Origin of the sequence: Methanococcoides mangrovi (assembly GCF_052057775.1) — an archaeon.
GTDB lineage: Archaea > Halobacteriota > Methanosarcinia > Methanosarcinales > Methanosarcinaceae > Methanococcoides.
In genome coordinates, this window is sequence record NZ_CP195121.1 from 2151734 (window position 1) to 2165927 (window position 14194).

The following is a 14194-nucleotide window of genomic DNA, read 5'->3' on the forward strand; positions in this document are numbered from 1 at the left end:
GTCCTCATAAGAATGCCACTGCTTAAAGGTGTGAACAGCAGCAAAGAGGACATCGATAAGGTCATCGACCTTTTGAAGCCTTACCGTGATTTCGATAATTTCAAGGGTGTGAACCTGCTCCCATACCACAAGATGGGAGTACACAAATATCACCAGCTTGACAAGGAGTACATCTGTAAAGACGAAGCGAGCCTAAATCCAGAAGAGATGGAAGAAATTGAAAGCTGGTTCAAAACTCACGATCTTGATGTGAGAACGATCAACCATTAAAATGATCTATCAGATAAAGGAGTATCCCCCCTCCAACTCATTCGCCTTTATTTCTTTTTTTACAGGCTTTTACTTATCATCTGGTCATTCCGTGCTACCTCTGATGTTAGAAGGATGCTGCTTAAGCTTGATATTCCTCAAGAGCACGGGAATAGCTCTCAAATGCCCTGTCATTGAAGCAAACTAACAGGACCTTCTCGATAGAACTTTCCTTCCCAAGGAAATCAGATATCCCGCGTACTGCGATCCCGGCAGCCCTGTCCACAGGAAATCCGTATGCACCCGTACTTATTGAAGGAAAAGCAATAGATCTAACACCATTCCTTACCGCCAGCTTCAGGCTGTTACGGTAACAGCGGGCCAGCATCTCATCTTCCCCGGAAGTACCACCCCTCCAGATCGGACCCACAGTATGTATCACCCACTTTGCAGGAAGACGATAACCGGAAGTTATCTTCGCTTCCCCTGTTGGACAGCCTTTCAGCCCTCTGCATTCCTCAAGAAGCCCGGGACCTGCTGCTGAATGTATGGCACCATCCACCCCGCCACCACCCAGAAGGGAATTATTGGCAGCATTCACAATGGCGTCAACATCCAGTTCTACAATATCGCCTTTGATCACAACAACCCTGTCAGAAAGCATACATAATAGTCTGGTCTGATAGGATTTCAGGATTATCCTGACTACACTTATTATCCGGGTTTCATCCAAGCATGAAGAGTACCATGGAACAGCAGAATATCAGAACCCCGGCACCTGCAAGAGGCAGAGTGAAGCGGCGTACAACTGTTGTTATGGAATCTCCTGTGGAGCGCTGGACCAGCCAGAAATAAGGATCGCTGACATATGAAACGACCAGAGTACCTGCAGAGATCATCAGTATGAGAGGAATGGTCGGGATAGAAGCAATGATATCAGTACCAGCAAGGATGGTGGCTGTTATAACTGCTGTGACCACACGGGAACCCTGTGCCGTCTGTATGAGGACTGCAAGTACGAAAGGAACTACAACTACCGGCAGCACACCGGATATCAGGGAAAATACCTCATCCGGGAAACTGCTTGCGGATATCACGAAACCAAGGGCCCCTGCACCGCAGAGGTCGAAGAGAATGATGCCTGCGTTCTTGGTCCCTTTCTCAAGTGCGAGCCTGCGGGGCCCTTCACTGACCAGAAGAAGGGAGATGAAAACTGAAATTACAAGGGAGATGTTCACATCACTGATGAATGACAGCGGGGAGAAGAGGTAGCCCATGGTTATCAGAAAGACAGGAAGTGCAATTGGAAACCATACCTTCCAGCGGGGCAGGGAGAGCAGCACGGGCTCCACCACTCCCTCAAGTTCCGGAAGGTCATGCTGCTGGCCTCTGCTAAGCCTTTTCGCCACAACGTAACCGATACCCAGCAGGAAGAGGGAGAGAGGGACAGTAATGAGATTGATGTCGAAGGTCTCAGAGTCAGGAACACCAAAAGTTGTTGTCATGCTGTAAACAACAGGTAATGGCAGGATGAGAACGAACGAGAGAACGCTTCCGAATGCTGCCATGTAGAAGAGCCTTCCATTCGTAGACTTCTCCTTCTCCATCTGTTCAATGAGAGGAAGCATAACAACATATGCAGTAAGACAGCACATGAGCGGGATGGAAAGAAGATAACCCACAACGCCTGAAGCCAGGTCAGGAGCTTTGATAGTTCTCTTCACATCATCCACGATCCTTTCAATGAAGTGACCGTGTCTGAGTATCTGGGCTATCACTGCTCCGCAATAGATCGGAATTCCCAGAAGGGAGAAGATACGACCTGCACCACCGGTGACATACTGTACCAGCCATTCGGTCATTCCACTGAGTATGCCAAATATGAATGCAGCTGCTACCAGTGTCAGAAAAGGGGTAATGTGATACCTGATGGTAAGGACACTGATGAAAATAATAACAAATATAAAGATGAGCAGCGATTCCATACAAAGTTGATGTCTCAGAAGATATATCATGCCATCGGAAGAACAGAGGAGCAATGAAATGGACGAGGACCTGCTTGCTATAGACTATTGTATAGATTGCGGAAAATGCTATGATGTGTGCCATATCGCAAAAGTTACAGATAACAAGTACACACCGAGATCGAAGATCATGCTGCTCCAAAAACTGCTCGATGGAGATGAGCTTGAGCAGGAGGAGATTAACGACATATACCTCTCAACATGTTGCGGTGCCTGTGATGACATCTGCCACATGAAGATACCGATAACGGATATTATCCAGAGGGAGAGGGAAATTCTGTCGCAGCAGGGAAAGGAACCCGCCCGGACCACACAGATATGCAGGAACATCATAGAAGCAGGAAGTCCCGGCAGGATGGACGCTTCGATCAGGAACTCATGGGCTACCGATGATCTTGAACTTTCCGAAAGCTCGGATGTTGCTTATATGGCAGGCTGCTGGATAGCATTCGCACACAAGGACATCGCACAATCCACAATAAAGATACTCAATGCAGGAGGAGTTGTACCGCGAAACATTCCGGAGGAGAAGTGTTGTGGTCTGTTCCTCATCGACAATGGGCATCTGGAAGAGGCTAAGGAATACGCAAAAGAACATGTTGAATACCTCGAATCCCTGGGCATAAAGAAGGTCATTGCTTCATGTCCCGGATGTTATGAAGTTCTCGGGAAAGAATATGCAAAGCTTTTCCGTGAACCGGAATTTGAAGTAATATATTCACTTTCACTTTTCGAACAGCTAATTGATGATGGAAAGATAATTCCGAAGAAGCTGAACAAGACGGTATCCGTAAGGGATGCCTGTGCGATCATGGAAATATCCGATATCCCAAGGAAGATACTTTCAGCAATGGGTGTGGAGGTCAGGGAGATGTTCGACAGGAAGAATGGCTGCTGTGGCGGTCCTGCCGGAGTGAAGCCGAACTTCCCGGAGATCTCATCAAAGACCGCGATGCTTACAATTGAACGTTTCAAGGATACACCGGATGGTACTGTTTCATACTGCCCGTTCTGTTATCATCACCTGGAAAGCGTCTGCAAAGAGAAAGGTGAAGAGATGAATATGCAGGACATCTCAAAACTGCTTCTGGAAAGCATACTTTGAATTTAAAGAACTGGTCACATACAATTAAAGGCCAGTTAAAAATTGGCCTTTCATACAGTTTCATTCGATTGACCAGTCGGTTAGCCGGTTGGTCAGTCATCGGTCAATTGTATGATCTTCAGCAGATTCGTACCACCTTCATGGCCCTGTGTTAGTACGATCATTTCACCTGATCTGCCTAGACCCTTTGTGATCAGAGTTCTGTTCACCTTCTTTTCAAGGCTTTCAAACTCATTTACCACCTTGATGGGATATACCCCATAGGAATACGCCAGCTGCTCACATGTAAAATCCAGATGACTTACTGCAATTATCCATTCATCCGGCTTGAACCTTGAAATGCGCCTTGGAGTGCCGCCGGAATACGTAGGTGTCACAACGTACTGAATAGGAAGCCTGTTGATAGCTTCTTGTACCTGAAGTGAGATCACATCACTGATGATCATTGTGGTCTCATCTATCCCTTTTCTGATAAGGTCGAGACCGAATCCGGTCCTTGCACGCCACTTTTCAGTCCTCTTTGCAATCCTTACCATTGTCCTTACGGTCTCTACCGGATATTTTCCGACAGCTGTTTCACCGGATAGCATTACGGCATCGGTACCGTCAAGTATGGCATTTGCAACATCGTTCGCTTCGGCACGTGTCGGCCTTATATTCTCGGTCATTGACTCAAGCATATGGGTTGCGGTTATTACCGGTATACCGCGAAGATTGGCTTTGTGGATAAGCTGCTTCTGGACTATCGGGACCTCTTCGATCGGGATCTCTACACCAAGGTCACCACGTGCAACCATCAGGCCATCGGCCATATCCAGTATGCCATCAATGTTCTTCAGGGCCTGGCTCCGCTCTACCTTTGCCACAAGGAATACAGAATGTCCCTGTTTCTCAGCATGGTACCTTACTTTCCCTATATCGGAACCAAGTTCAATGAACGATACACTGAAACAATTGACACCTTCGCTCAAAGCAAAATCCACGATCTCAAGGTCCCTTTCTGTGACAGGATCAAGCAAAAGGTTGGTCCCGGGTAGGTTTACACCTTTATGGGAGGAAAGCAGACCACCTACCAAAACCTCACACTCAGCTTCATTGTTACAAATGCCATTGCATCTCATCTGGATAAAACCGTCATTGAAATAAACGTCAGTGGGTTTGGAAATACAATAAGGAAGTTTATCAAAGTTCACAGGTATAAGGTCACGTGAACCCACGATCTTATCTGTGGTCAGTTTCACCTTGTCGCCTTTCTGTAGGGTAATGGGCTCATCCCGAAGCTCACCCACACGGATCTTCGGACCAGGCAGATCTGCCATTATGGATACAACGACATCCATTTCTTTACATAGCTTTTTGATGGTACGGATAACCTTTCCGTGACTCTCAAAGCTGCCATGGGAGAAGTTAATCCTTGCAACGTTCATGCCTGCAAGTATAAGCTCACGTAACACCTCTTCCGAAGAAGAAGCAGGTCCGATGGTGCATACAATCTTGGTCTTGTGATCAGGCAGCTTCATGGAAGTCATGATTAAACTATTAGCTGGCTGCCTTAAAGAATTAACTGTGTGAATGGCAATAAAAAAGAGTAGAGAGAAGAATCAGTTCACTTCGCTGGACTCTGCCTGATAGATAATTGAGTCCCTTGCATATGTTCCACGCTTTTTGGAAGGATTGGCAGCGAACAGATCGTTCATCTCCAGTGAAAGGCCTGCAAACTTTTCCTGAAGCATATTTATATAAGCTGTCAATTCGGTGATCTGAGTATCAAGATCTATGATCTGCTCGTCCTTTTCCTGTAACTGACGTTTAAGTCCCTCGATCTGTCTCTGAATTTCCTTGAATGGATCATTTTCCATAAATAGCACCTCTTAAGAGATCATAACATCGATGATAGAGATATGATGTTTCCATTAATGGCAACTTAACGGATAAAGGTTATTATTCGTTAGCAGCTCATAAACAAATTGAAATGCCAGAACCTATCCAATAACAAAAAACAACTTGACTATTCTCATAATAATCATCATGGAAATGTATTTATTAAAAGAGGTGTTAAAAAATTCAAGAACTTAAGTACATTTTTCGTCAATAGATGAGAGTATATGCAACCTTTGTCTGCTATATAAAATGTTAATACAGGTGATCATAAATTGACAGGCAATTTACCCAAAATACTGGTTGTAGATGATGAGATAGATAATCTTGAAATGATGGAGGGTTATCTTTCAAATGAATATGAGATCGCTACGGTCAGCACTGGTAAAGAAGCATTGGAAAAAGTTCCTCAATTTCAGCCTGATGTTATACTTCTGGACATCCTTATGCCGGTAATGGATGGTTTTCAGACCTGCAAGATACTAAAAACAAGTGAAGAAACAAAGTTTACCCCGATTATCCTTGTTACGGCACTATCCGGGAAAGAGGACCGGATAAAAGGAATTGAAGCCGGTGCAGATGAGTTCCTGACAAAACCCTTCAATGCACTTGAACTTAGGAGCCAGATCAGGTCCCTCCTTAAACTTAAGCAGCAACACGACCTTTTACTTGAAGAAAGGGATACAGCCCAGAAATAACACCTATAGTCTGGCTTACAAAGAACAAAAGTTCAGATATACCTTCTATCGACCCTTCAGAGATCTTTAAGCTTCATCCTACCATTGCGAACTTCATGAAAAAAGCGAATAAAGGGATCATACTCTTGGACGGACTGGAGTATCTTATACTTGAAAATGATTTCAAGTCCGTTGTCAAACTTATCGAACAAACAAATGACAGTGTAATGGTATCTGATTCCATGTTGATCTTTAATGTTGATTCTAACATCTTCGAGCCAAAAGAATATCACCTCCTTAAAAGATGGATGAGACCATTAGAAGAAGAGATCTAAATCTTTAAAGGGGTTAGAAAATGGAATTCGAGATATCATACGCTATCGATTTACCCCAGCCAATAAGCAGCATGAATGCCCAGCTTCTTTCATGGGAACATGGTGTTGTCAGCTTTACAGAAAATGAGATATGGTTCCCTACAGAGACAAGCTGGAAAGTAATACCTTTTAATTCAATAGAAAATGTAGGAATTGATGTTTCACCTGCACTTATAAATGACATATGTAAAGAAAGCGGTTATTTCGATGAGCTGATACTGAATTACAGGAAAAGTTCCCTGTTTGGCTCCTCATACATAAAACATTCTATGGTCTTTGCCGGCACTTCAAGTGACCTTGAAATGATAAAAGAACATCTGACCGAAAAGATCGGGTTACGGGTCAGTACCATTTTTGAAGGCCTAAAAGAGGAAGAAATAAAACTCTTAAGCCTGCTGGCAACTGAAACTAAAGACATAAATCTATACTTGCCGCTTATCTCTGAAGATAGAAGCGTACTACAACGTGCTTTTGAAACACTAAAAAAAGGGGACTTGTAGATAGATCCGCCAGAATAACACAACAGGGTCAATATTATCTTGAGAAAACAAAAGGAGTTTCGGACACTGACATACAACAAATAATTCCATTCACAAAGGAAACTGAAGCCCAGGATATAATTGAGGTCCTGAATCCAAAAGATACCATTGTCCAATTCACAAAGAAATATGAATATTCATTTACCACAGGCTCTGTATTCCTGGAAGATCTGTGGCGTTACATTATGGTTCCGGAGGTAAAGGAGATAGGTTTGAAGATCATGGACATCAATGAACCTTCTCTTCATATTCAAACCCGTACCGGTGCAGCAATAAATATCGAATCCGAAAATTTAAAGGTCATCTTCGCCCTGGAAAGAATATAAAATGCAGATGAACATATTCAAACAAGACTGATGACATGTCTTTATCTGGGAATAAGTAAAGATTATGATATTGCAAACACATTGTATTATACGCCGGAAAAACTTAGTTCACAGCTGAAAGACCTACACATTAAGGGGCTTATTAAAAGTGATAAGACCTTATCGACCAATGGTCTTGAAAATATCAGACATATCCTTAACTTCGAAAGAAAAGATGATGAAAAACAATTCCATCAGGCTCTACAGTAATAATAAATTGACTGATGAAGTCCGGAAAAGATAACAACAATATTCAATAGTAAAATGGTGGTATTCGTGAGGTTTATAGATACAATTGAAGGTCTTGATGATATATTTAAAACAGACATCCCAAAAGGAAGTGTAGTCCTGATAACAGGCCCTCCCGGAAGTCTCAAATCCGGACTTGTATTCTCGATGCTTTCAAAATATCTGGAAAATTCCGGTGAATATGGAATTTACATAACTCTTGAGCAAAGCAAGAAAAATCACCTTGAGAACATGAGAAGTATGGGAGTGGAGCTTCCAGACAATCTCACAATATCAGATTTTACTGACTATCGCCTCCAATATGATGAATTTTCAGGAGACCTGCTAAATCTTATCGAGACAAACATAATACAGTACAAGAATAAACTGGGAGACAATTTCACCTGCCTTGCTCTGGACTCCCTGGGTGCACTTTATTCATTGATGGATGTTGAACCACGCCTGCTGAGAAAGAGGCTCTATCACCTGATAGAACCTCTGAGGAGAGAAGAACTTACTACGTTCCTTATTCTGGAAATGGCCGATCCTAACGGACCCAACCATGAATTTGAAGGTTACCTTGCAGACGGCATAATTGAACTTGGAGTACACACAAAAGAAGATAGTACAAACCGATACATAAAAGTCAAGAAAATGCGTGCATCAGCACATAGTATGGATCCGCATATCCTCACAGTTTCAAACAGTGGGCTACAGATATATAAAGGAACCATTTTCTGATCAGGGGCAATTAGCTACCTGGAAATTTGAAACGGATATTTTGAAAATAACCGTATAATGGTTATTCCTTATCCACAAGTTCCGCATCTTCGATCACGACATTAGCAGTGTACTCATCGCGTTCCACAAGCCTGAAGTCGTTAATCTTAATTTTCTTTTTGAACATAGGGGCATCGGTAACAAAGCTCTCGAACTCCCCGCCCTCGCCTGCGATGTTTAGGCCGATCTTCTCGTTGAGCCTAACAAGTTTATCCACATCACTGCCTGTTATTGTCCTGCCAACCCAGCTGCTGTTCAGCCCATAGGCCGCAATACTGCTGAAGATGAACTCAAATCCCTTATCCAGAAGCTCTCGCATCTCCTGTTCCTGATCTATATGCCATAGCGGGGAGAATGACTCCAGTCCAAGTTCATTGCATATCCTCTCGATCCGGTCCTTCTGGTAATTGGAATACAACGCACCGGTCACGATACCCTCGATGCCGAACTTTTCCTGAGCCTGTAAGATGGCGTTTTTCAGATCCTCCAGCTCAAGCTCCTTCTCACCTTCGGTAAATGTTTCCAGCAAAGGCAACTCCATGGCTTCCGCCTGAAGTCTTGCAAGGTCGATATTTGGAGTATGGAACATATAAGAATCAGGATTTTTGCTCTTGATGGTGATCAGGCATTCGATGGAACTGCCCCTATCCTGCATGATATGCAACGCATAATTAGAATCCTTGCCTGAACTGAAAAGAACACCCAGTTTCACTCTATCATTCTCCTGAAAAACTATTGATATATTCTGTCTTGCTGACAAAGCCGGCCCTCTTTGCCAGTTTTGCCAATGCCTTGTCGAAACGGCTTCCATATTGTGCAGCTTTCTTACGGCGTTTCGTGATGATATCCGGCAGGCCAAGCACCTCGCCAACCCTGCGCAGGATCACTTTGTTCATGTCATCGGACATCTTGAACTCTTCCGGAACGGAAAGTGAGTACTCCACAAACCTCTCATCAAGATATGGCAGTCGTATGCTTATTCCGGTGAACGCTGCAACCGTATCATCTCTGTAAGTGTTCACTTCATGCATTTCAAGGATATCCTTAAGACAATCCCTGTTTATTCCGTCAGACTTCTTGTAGCGGTCGTATCCTGCAAAAAGCTCATCTGCTCCTGCACCTGCAAAGAGGACATTGATACCATCCTTCTTCGCTGCAACACAAACAGCATACATGGTCATTGCAACACCGGTCTTAGGTACACTGGCATCCTCGATGAGTGGTACTACCACCTTAAGATAATTCTCAGCTTCCTCAAGACCTATCTCATGGACCTTCAGATCAAATCCAAGATCCTCAGATATCCTTTTAGCACATAGGATATCCGGAGAGGGAACATCACCGGAAAGCCCCACCGTATAGCATATAACAGAAACACCCTTCTCTTCTGCGATCTCCTTACAGATTGATGCCAGGATCGTGGAATCAATTCCAGCTGAGAACATGACACCGAAATCCTCATCAGGAACACGTACTGAAACAGCATCTTTGAGCAGGACCAGTAACCTGTCCCTAACGTCGTATTCTGGACCCCCTACATCAGAAATTCCGGAAAGGAACTCGCGTTCATGTATGGTAATTGTATTGTCCCCGAGATCATAGCAAAGGATCTGACGGGGAGAAAGCTCCTTTACTTCACTGTAACCCACCTTTTCCAGGAACTTCTTCTCAGATGCAAAAGCAAGCCCTCTGGAAACATCGTACCATAGAGGCTTGATACCGATAAGGTCCCTGGCAAGATATACCCTGTCATTGACCTTACATGAAAATGCATAGACACCCCGAAGTTTACGGAGCGAGCTATCCAGAAAAGCAAGAGTTTCCGGAACATTTGAATCTTGAGATATTGTTTTTCTGATAGTTTCATTTAGGAAAATATCCAGGAATTCAACATCTTTAATGATAATATCGGAGGCATCAGACCTGTACCTGTCACAAAGGCCTTTCCATTCGTAGAGATCAACATCACAAACTGTAACAATATCGTTGTAGAATGTTGAAATATCACTCTTTATGGCAGCATAGGCTGTTGAAGCATCAAAGAAAGTGATCATCGAAGTATCGCCGGGAAGATCAGGGATATCAGAACCTGATGAAAATCTAAGAATTTGATCTTCTGTATAGATCAAAGCATCATAGCTATCACGTTTTTCCATTTCCCTGAAAATTGGAGCGGGGTCTGTTCCCGTACTTCCTGTATTAAAATAGCCTGCGATCCTACCCATGTAGTTGAAAGTACCTGTCTACCATATATCTATGTATCGGAGATATTTAAAGATCGGAAAGGAACTCTCGGGAAAAAGAACCTCCTGTCCAGAAAACTTGCTTCATTTAAACCTTCTATCAACATAAAAAAAGGAAAGTTGGAAAGAGAGAAAACGGAAAGAAAATGGGATAGAGTGGTAGTGGTCTTAATGGGATCAATGGCGATTCCCTTGAAAGTATTATCAAAAAGAACAACATGAAAACAATAAACCATCCGGGAATCGTTCTTTTCCTGAAGGTTTCCCTTTGTATGGCTGGATTCTAAACTGATACACGGATTCCGATACAGACCGATATGAATACCTTCGTTCTCACCGGTGCTGGTCTATCTTGACAGCTGGAGGGAGAGGAGACCGGGAATTGAAATGTACGATACAAAGTATATTGACCATTGAATATATATTCAAAGAATGCTCTATTATTCTGAAAGATACCTGACAGCTAATGCATCTCTATCAACATTGGCATTCCTGAAAAAGGTAGCTTACGTACTATTTATAAAAAAGGATGGAGTCGCGTTTGATGGAAGAGAAAGGGAAGACAATAGAAGAACTGTTCCATCTTGGTTTCCACGCAGAATATCCCGAAGAAAAAATAGAATACTATTCGGCAGTACTTGAATCAAAGCTCAGGGATCCCCGTTTATGGAATGATGAAGCTGTAGCACTTGTGTGGACAAACACCGGGATAGCCTACTGTGACCTGAGCGAATATAAGAAGGCCGTTTACTGTTTTGAACAGGCATTAGAACTTGATCCCCTCAATTCCGATGTATGGTATAACAAAGGAATTGCACATTCATACCTTGGTAAGTATAAAGAAGCGATCGAGTCCTATACTAAAACCCTTTCTATCAATGAAAGATATGATAATGCATGGATCAACAAAGGGATGATACATGATATACTGGGAGAGTATGAGGAAGCCATCAGTTGCTACGAGAATATACATGTCACAATGGAGATCGATCCAAAATATACCCTGGCATGGAACAAGAAGGGAGTTGCATATTACCACCTTGGAAAGTATGATGAGGCTATTACATGCTTTGCAAAGGTCCTTAATGCAGACCCGGAATATGAGGATGCAAAGAACAATATGACAAATGCAATGGCAAAACTGAAAGAGAACAGAGAACAATGAAAGACCTATAAATGCCAGATCGGTCTTATTTATAGAGATACACCATAAATAATTGTTCTTTCAATAATTTATAAAAATAATAGCTACAATAATTCTATTAATTATTCAAATTAATTAGCGATCAAGCAATTCAGAAATGAAGAAGATCTACAATACAAGACCTTACAGCAAGAGGGATCAATTATTTTCAACGAACTAAAGGATACTATCAGAATCTCCGTTTTACCACTTGCAAAGAACATTCCGATATCACCGAACATACTGACTATCATCGGGCTCCTGATCAGTATCATTGCAGCTTTCGAATTTGCCATAGGCGACCTTATCATGGGAGCGGTCTTCATAATGTTAAGCGGCATATTCGATGTCCTGGACGGTGCGGTCGCAAGAGCCTCAGGCAACATCACACCATTCGGAGGCGTTCTGGACTCTGTCTGTGACAGATATGCAGATGCGGTCATTTTTGCAGGCATGATCTATGGTTCTATTAACGGGAGCATCTATCAGGCTGCACTTCTGCAGGCACCTCTGTGGCTCTGGTGTGTTCTCGCACTGATCGGTTCATATATGGTCAGCTACACACGTGCCAGGGCAGAGGCCGCAGGATCAACCTCCATGAACGTAGGAGTTGCCGAGAGGTCTGAAAGGCTTATCATACTCGTGCTGGGAGCATTGACAGGATACATCCTTATAGCAGTAGCAGTTATAGCAGTGCTCGCACACGTCACCCTGATACAAAGGATCTTAAATGCAAAACAAACATTATGAAACAATAATTGATGTTAAAGCGATATTTTTAATTGCTTTATATCCATTATACCCCCTAATCACATTATTAGCAAGAACAGAGGATCAAAATGCAATATCGTGCAGAAGTAACAATTGAACTTAAGCCGGGAATGCTGGACCCGGAAGGTACTACCATCAGAAGAGCATTGGAGCACCTTGGATACCACACAAACGACCTGAGGACATCAAAGAGATATATCATTGACCTTGAAGAAGAATCCAGTGAAATGGCAGAAAAGAAGGTCGATGAGATGTGCCAGAAGCTTATCGCAAACCCGATCATCCACAATTACACCATCGAAATGAGGGAAGCTTAAATGACAATCGCCATCATTGAATTTGGTGGAAGTAATTGTAATCTTGATGTTCTGCACGTACTGGAAGATGTTGTCGGTGCAGATGCAGAACGTGTATGGTACAAGGAAACAGACCTTGACAGGTTCGAAGGTGCGGTGATCCCGGGCGGATTCTCTTACGGTGACTACCTGCGTTCAGGTGCTATAGCATCCCGTACACCCATCATGAATTCCGTAAAAAAGATGGCAGATGAAGGCAAGCCTGTCATGGGGATCTGCAATGGGTTCCAGATACTGACAGAATCAGGACTTCTCAACGGTGCCCTGACAACCAACAAATATCCGAAGTTCAGATGTGAGTGGACCAACCTTAGAGTTGAGACCACCGATTCACCATTCACTTCCGCTTTCAAGGAAGGAGAAATTATACGCATACCCATCGCTCACATGGATGGAAATTTCTATGCTGATGAACCAACCCTCTCAGCAATGGAAGACGAAAAACTTGTAGCCTTCAGATATGTGAACGATGAAGGCCGCGTGACCGATGAGGCAAACCCCAACGGCTCACAGGAGAACATTGCAGGAATACTGAACCAGAAGAGGAATGTAATGGGACTCATGCCCCACCCTGAGAGAGCATCAGAATCAATCCTCGGATCCGATGATGGACTCCGGATGTTCACATCAATGGTAGAGTATATTAGCAACAGGTAAGACTGCCTGAATATACTCCACTTTTTTATCGTTTTAATTCAATCCAATTCTACTAGCCTATTCTATTCCATTCAATTCTAGCTAGTTCGGTGATTTCTTGTTTTATTGACTATCCTTCTTACTTTTCAAGGATATTCTGTGCGGTCTTCCATGAATGCCTTACAATCTCCGGCAAGGAACCGTGCTCATCATACCACTTCTGCAGGAACTTCTTTGTCTTAGGATCCGAAGGATAACCGCTTCCAAAGTCAACACCCATATCCTTCTTTATCTCTTCAATGAGCTCATCGCGCCTGACCTTTGCTACAATGGAAGCGGCGGAGACCACCGGAAAAAGGTCATCTGCACCGTGCTTTGAAACGATCTTTGGAACTGTGGCATCAGGATGAGCCTTCATATAGTTTTCAAGAAGGCGTTTTCCGAAACGTTCTTCTTTTACATCCGCAGCATCAACATAGATCTCATCACCGGGAAGGTTCTCGATAACATTCCCAAAACCAAGGACCATGATGTCGTTCATGCTCATCAGTTTGCGAAGCTCATCTATCTGGCCGGGTGAGACCTCGAATACAAAATAATCATCGGCATATTTCCTGATCTGGGCTGCGAGATGTTCCCTCCTTTTCGGGGTGAGCTTCTTTGAATCTGCAACTCCCAGATTCTTGAAAGCATTGCTCTTGCTCTTATCGATCCTCACGCCACCAATGCACATAGGACCTATTACAGGTCCTTTTCCGGCTTCATCAATTCCCACGATCTTCATAA

General features: G+C 43.3%; 18 protein-coding genes. 11 read left to right on the top strand and 7 right to left on the bottom strand.

Features of this window, described 5'->3' with window-relative positions:
- Positions 1 to 12 precede the first annotated feature (12 nt).
- A complete protein-coding gene (locus ACR3I3_RS10660; protein WP_440952239.1) occupies positions 13 to 270 on the top strand; it encodes a hypothetical protein in 258 nt (85 codons plus the stop codon).
- Positions 271 to 391: 121 nt separating this feature from the next.
- Here ACR3I3_RS10660 and ACR3I3_RS10665 read toward each other — a convergent pair whose 3' ends face one another.
- Entirely contained in the window at positions 392 to 913 is a 522-nt protein-coding gene (locus tag ACR3I3_RS10665) for an O-acetyl-ADP-ribose deacetylase (protein WP_440952240.1), read from the bottom strand.
- Positions 914 to 974: 61 nt separating this feature from the next.
- The gene (locus ACR3I3_RS10670) at positions 975 to 2234 is read right to left on the bottom strand and encodes a GntP family permease (protein WP_440952241.1); all 1260 of its coding nucleotides are present in this window, start codon (positions 2232 to 2234) and stop codon (positions 975 to 977) included.
- Between the two features lie 28 nt (positions 2235 to 2262).
- On the opposite strand from ACR3I3_RS10670, the gene ACR3I3_RS10675 reads away from it, so the two are divergent.
- Positions 2263 to 3378, top strand: a complete 1116-nt coding sequence (locus ACR3I3_RS10675; RefSeq protein WP_440952242.1) for a (Fe-S)-binding protein — start codon at positions 2263 to 2265, stop codon at positions 3376 to 3378.
- A 92-nt stretch (positions 3379 to 3470) separates the two neighbouring features.
- On the opposite strand, the gene pyk is transcribed toward ACR3I3_RS10675, so the two are convergent.
- Complete coding sequence (pyk, locus tag ACR3I3_RS10680; RefSeq protein WP_440953792.1) at positions 3471 to 4898, bottom strand: pyruvate kinase; 1428 nt, start codon at positions 4896 to 4898, stop codon at positions 3471 to 3473.
- 81 nt (positions 4899 to 4979) lie between these two features.
- On the bottom strand, positions 4980 to 5237 hold the full coding sequence (locus ACR3I3_RS10685; protein WP_440952243.1) for a hypothetical protein: 258 nt from the start codon (positions 5235 to 5237) through the stop codon (positions 4980 to 4982).
- Between the two features lie 294 nt (positions 5238 to 5531).
- Between ACR3I3_RS10685 and ACR3I3_RS10690 the strand changes: the two genes are divergently transcribed.
- From ACR3I3_RS10690 to ACR3I3_RS10710, 5 genes are all read left to right on the top strand, one after another.
- The gene (locus ACR3I3_RS10690) at positions 5532 to 5954 is read left to right on the top strand and encodes a response regulator (protein ID WP_440952244.1); all 423 of its coding nucleotides are present in this window, start codon (positions 5532 to 5534) and stop codon (positions 5952 to 5954) included.
- Positions 5955 to 5992: 38 nt separating this feature from the next.
- On the top strand, positions 5993 to 6268 hold the full coding sequence (locus tag ACR3I3_RS10695) for a DUF835 domain-containing protein (protein ID WP_440953793.1): 276 nt from the start codon (positions 5993 to 5995) through the stop codon (positions 6266 to 6268).
- A 20-nt stretch (positions 6269 to 6288) separates the two neighbouring features.
- Positions 6289 to 6807 carry a hypothetical protein gene (locus tag ACR3I3_RS10700; protein WP_440952245.1) on the top strand — a complete coding sequence of 173 codons (519 nt, stop codon included), beginning with the start codon at positions 6289 to 6291 and terminating at the stop codon, positions 6805 to 6807.
- Between the two features lie 224 nt (positions 6808 to 7031).
- Positions 7032 to 7172 carry a hypothetical protein gene (locus tag ACR3I3_RS10705; RefSeq protein ID WP_440952246.1) on the top strand — a complete coding sequence of 47 codons (141 nt, stop codon included), beginning with the start codon at positions 7032 to 7034 and terminating at the stop codon, positions 7170 to 7172.
- Positions 7173 to 7487: 315 nt separating this feature from the next.
- Complete coding sequence (locus tag ACR3I3_RS10710; protein WP_440952247.1) at positions 7488 to 8180, top strand: RAD55 family ATPase; 693 nt, start codon at positions 7488 to 7490, stop codon at positions 8178 to 8180.
- 61 nt (positions 8181 to 8241) lie between these two features.
- Here ACR3I3_RS10710 and ACR3I3_RS10715 read toward each other — a convergent pair whose 3' ends face one another.
- Both ACR3I3_RS10715 and ACR3I3_RS10720 read right to left on the bottom strand, forming a co-directional pair.
- Positions 8242 to 8931, bottom strand: a complete 690-nt coding sequence (locus ACR3I3_RS10715) for a diphthine--ammonia ligase (RefSeq protein WP_440952248.1) — start codon at positions 8929 to 8931, stop codon at positions 8242 to 8244.
- Between the two features lie 4 nt (positions 8932 to 8935).
- Positions 8936 to 10444: an asparagine synthase-related protein gene (locus tag ACR3I3_RS10720; RefSeq protein ID WP_440952249.1), complete on the bottom strand. Its 1509-nt coding sequence runs from the start codon at positions 10442 to 10444 to the stop codon at positions 8936 to 8938.
- A 562-nt stretch (positions 10445 to 11006) separates the two neighbouring features.
- Between ACR3I3_RS10720 and ACR3I3_RS10725 the strand changes: the two genes are divergently transcribed.
- From ACR3I3_RS10725 to purQ, 4 genes are all read left to right on the top strand, one after another.
- The gene (locus tag ACR3I3_RS10725) at positions 11007 to 11627 is read left to right on the top strand and encodes a tetratricopeptide repeat protein (protein ID WP_440952250.1); all 621 of its coding nucleotides are present in this window, start codon (positions 11007 to 11009) and stop codon (positions 11625 to 11627) included.
- 291 nt (positions 11628 to 11918) lie between these two features.
- Positions 11919 to 12395 (top strand): CDP-alcohol phosphatidyltransferase family protein, encoded by a 477-nt coding sequence (locus ACR3I3_RS10730; protein ID WP_440953794.1) that lies wholly within the window; start codon positions 11919 to 11921, stop codon positions 12393 to 12395.
- A gap of 89 nt (positions 12396 to 12484) precedes the next feature.
- The gene (purS, locus tag ACR3I3_RS10735) at positions 12485 to 12733 is read left to right on the top strand and encodes a phosphoribosylformylglycinamidine synthase subunit PurS (protein ID WP_440952251.1); all 249 of its coding nucleotides are present in this window, start codon (positions 12485 to 12487) and stop codon (positions 12731 to 12733) included.
- Complete coding sequence (gene purQ / locus ACR3I3_RS10740) at positions 12734 to 13429, top strand: phosphoribosylformylglycinamidine synthase subunit PurQ (RefSeq protein WP_440952252.1); 696 nt, start codon at positions 12734 to 12736, stop codon at positions 13427 to 13429. It abuts the gene before it with no gap.
- Positions 13430 to 13547: 118 nt separating this feature from the next.
- Here purQ and rnhB read toward each other — a convergent pair whose 3' ends face one another.
- A complete protein-coding gene (rnhB, locus tag ACR3I3_RS10745) occupies positions 13548 to 14192 on the bottom strand; it encodes a ribonuclease HII (RefSeq protein ID WP_440952253.1) in 645 nt (214 codons plus the stop codon).
- Positions 14193 to 14194 lie beyond the last annotated feature (2 nt).

Coding starts and splice junctions, on each gene's coding strand:
- ACR3I3_RS10660 (WP_440952239.1), top strand. CDS start 13: ATGCCACTGCTTAAAGGTGTGAACAGCAGCAAAGAGGACATCGATAAG.
- ACR3I3_RS10665 (WP_440952240.1), bottom strand. CDS start 913: ATGCTTTCTGACAGGGTTGTTGTGATCAAAGGCGATATTGTAGAACTG.
- ACR3I3_RS10670 (WP_440952241.1), bottom strand. CDS start 2,234: ATGGAATCGCTGCTCATCTTTATATTTGTTATTATTTTCATCAGTGTC.
- ACR3I3_RS10675 (WP_440952242.1), top strand. CDS start 2,263: ATGCCATCGGAAGAACAGAGGAGCAATGAAATGGACGAGGACCTGCTT.
- pyk (WP_440953792.1), bottom strand. CDS start 4,898: ATGAAGCTGCCTGATCACAAGACCAAGATTGTATGCACCATCGGACCT.
- ACR3I3_RS10685 (WP_440952243.1), bottom strand. CDS start 5,237: ATGGAAAATGATCCATTCAAGGAAATTCAGAGACAGATCGAGGGACTT.
- ACR3I3_RS10700 (WP_440952245.1), top strand. CDS start 6,289: ATGGAATTCGAGATATCATACGCTATCGATTTACCCCAGCCAATAAGC.
- ACR3I3_RS10705 (WP_440952246.1), top strand. CDS start 7,032: ATGGTTCCGGAGGTAAAGGAGATAGGTTTGAAGATCATGGACATCAAT.
- ACR3I3_RS10720 (WP_440952249.1), bottom strand. CDS start 10,444: ATGGGTAGGATCGCAGGCTATTTTAATACAGGAAGTACGGGAACAGAC.
- ACR3I3_RS10725 (WP_440952250.1), top strand. CDS start 11,007: ATGGAAGAGAAAGGGAAGACAATAGAAGAACTGTTCCATCTTGGTTTC.
- purS (WP_440952251.1), top strand. CDS start 12,485: ATGCAATATCGTGCAGAAGTAACAATTGAACTTAAGCCGGGAATGCTG.
- purQ (WP_440952252.1), top strand. CDS start 12,734: ATGACAATCGCCATCATTGAATTTGGTGGAAGTAATTGTAATCTTGAT.
- rnhB (WP_440952253.1), bottom strand. CDS start 14,192: ATGAAGATCGTGGGAATTGATGAAGCCGGAAAAGGACCTGTAATAGGT.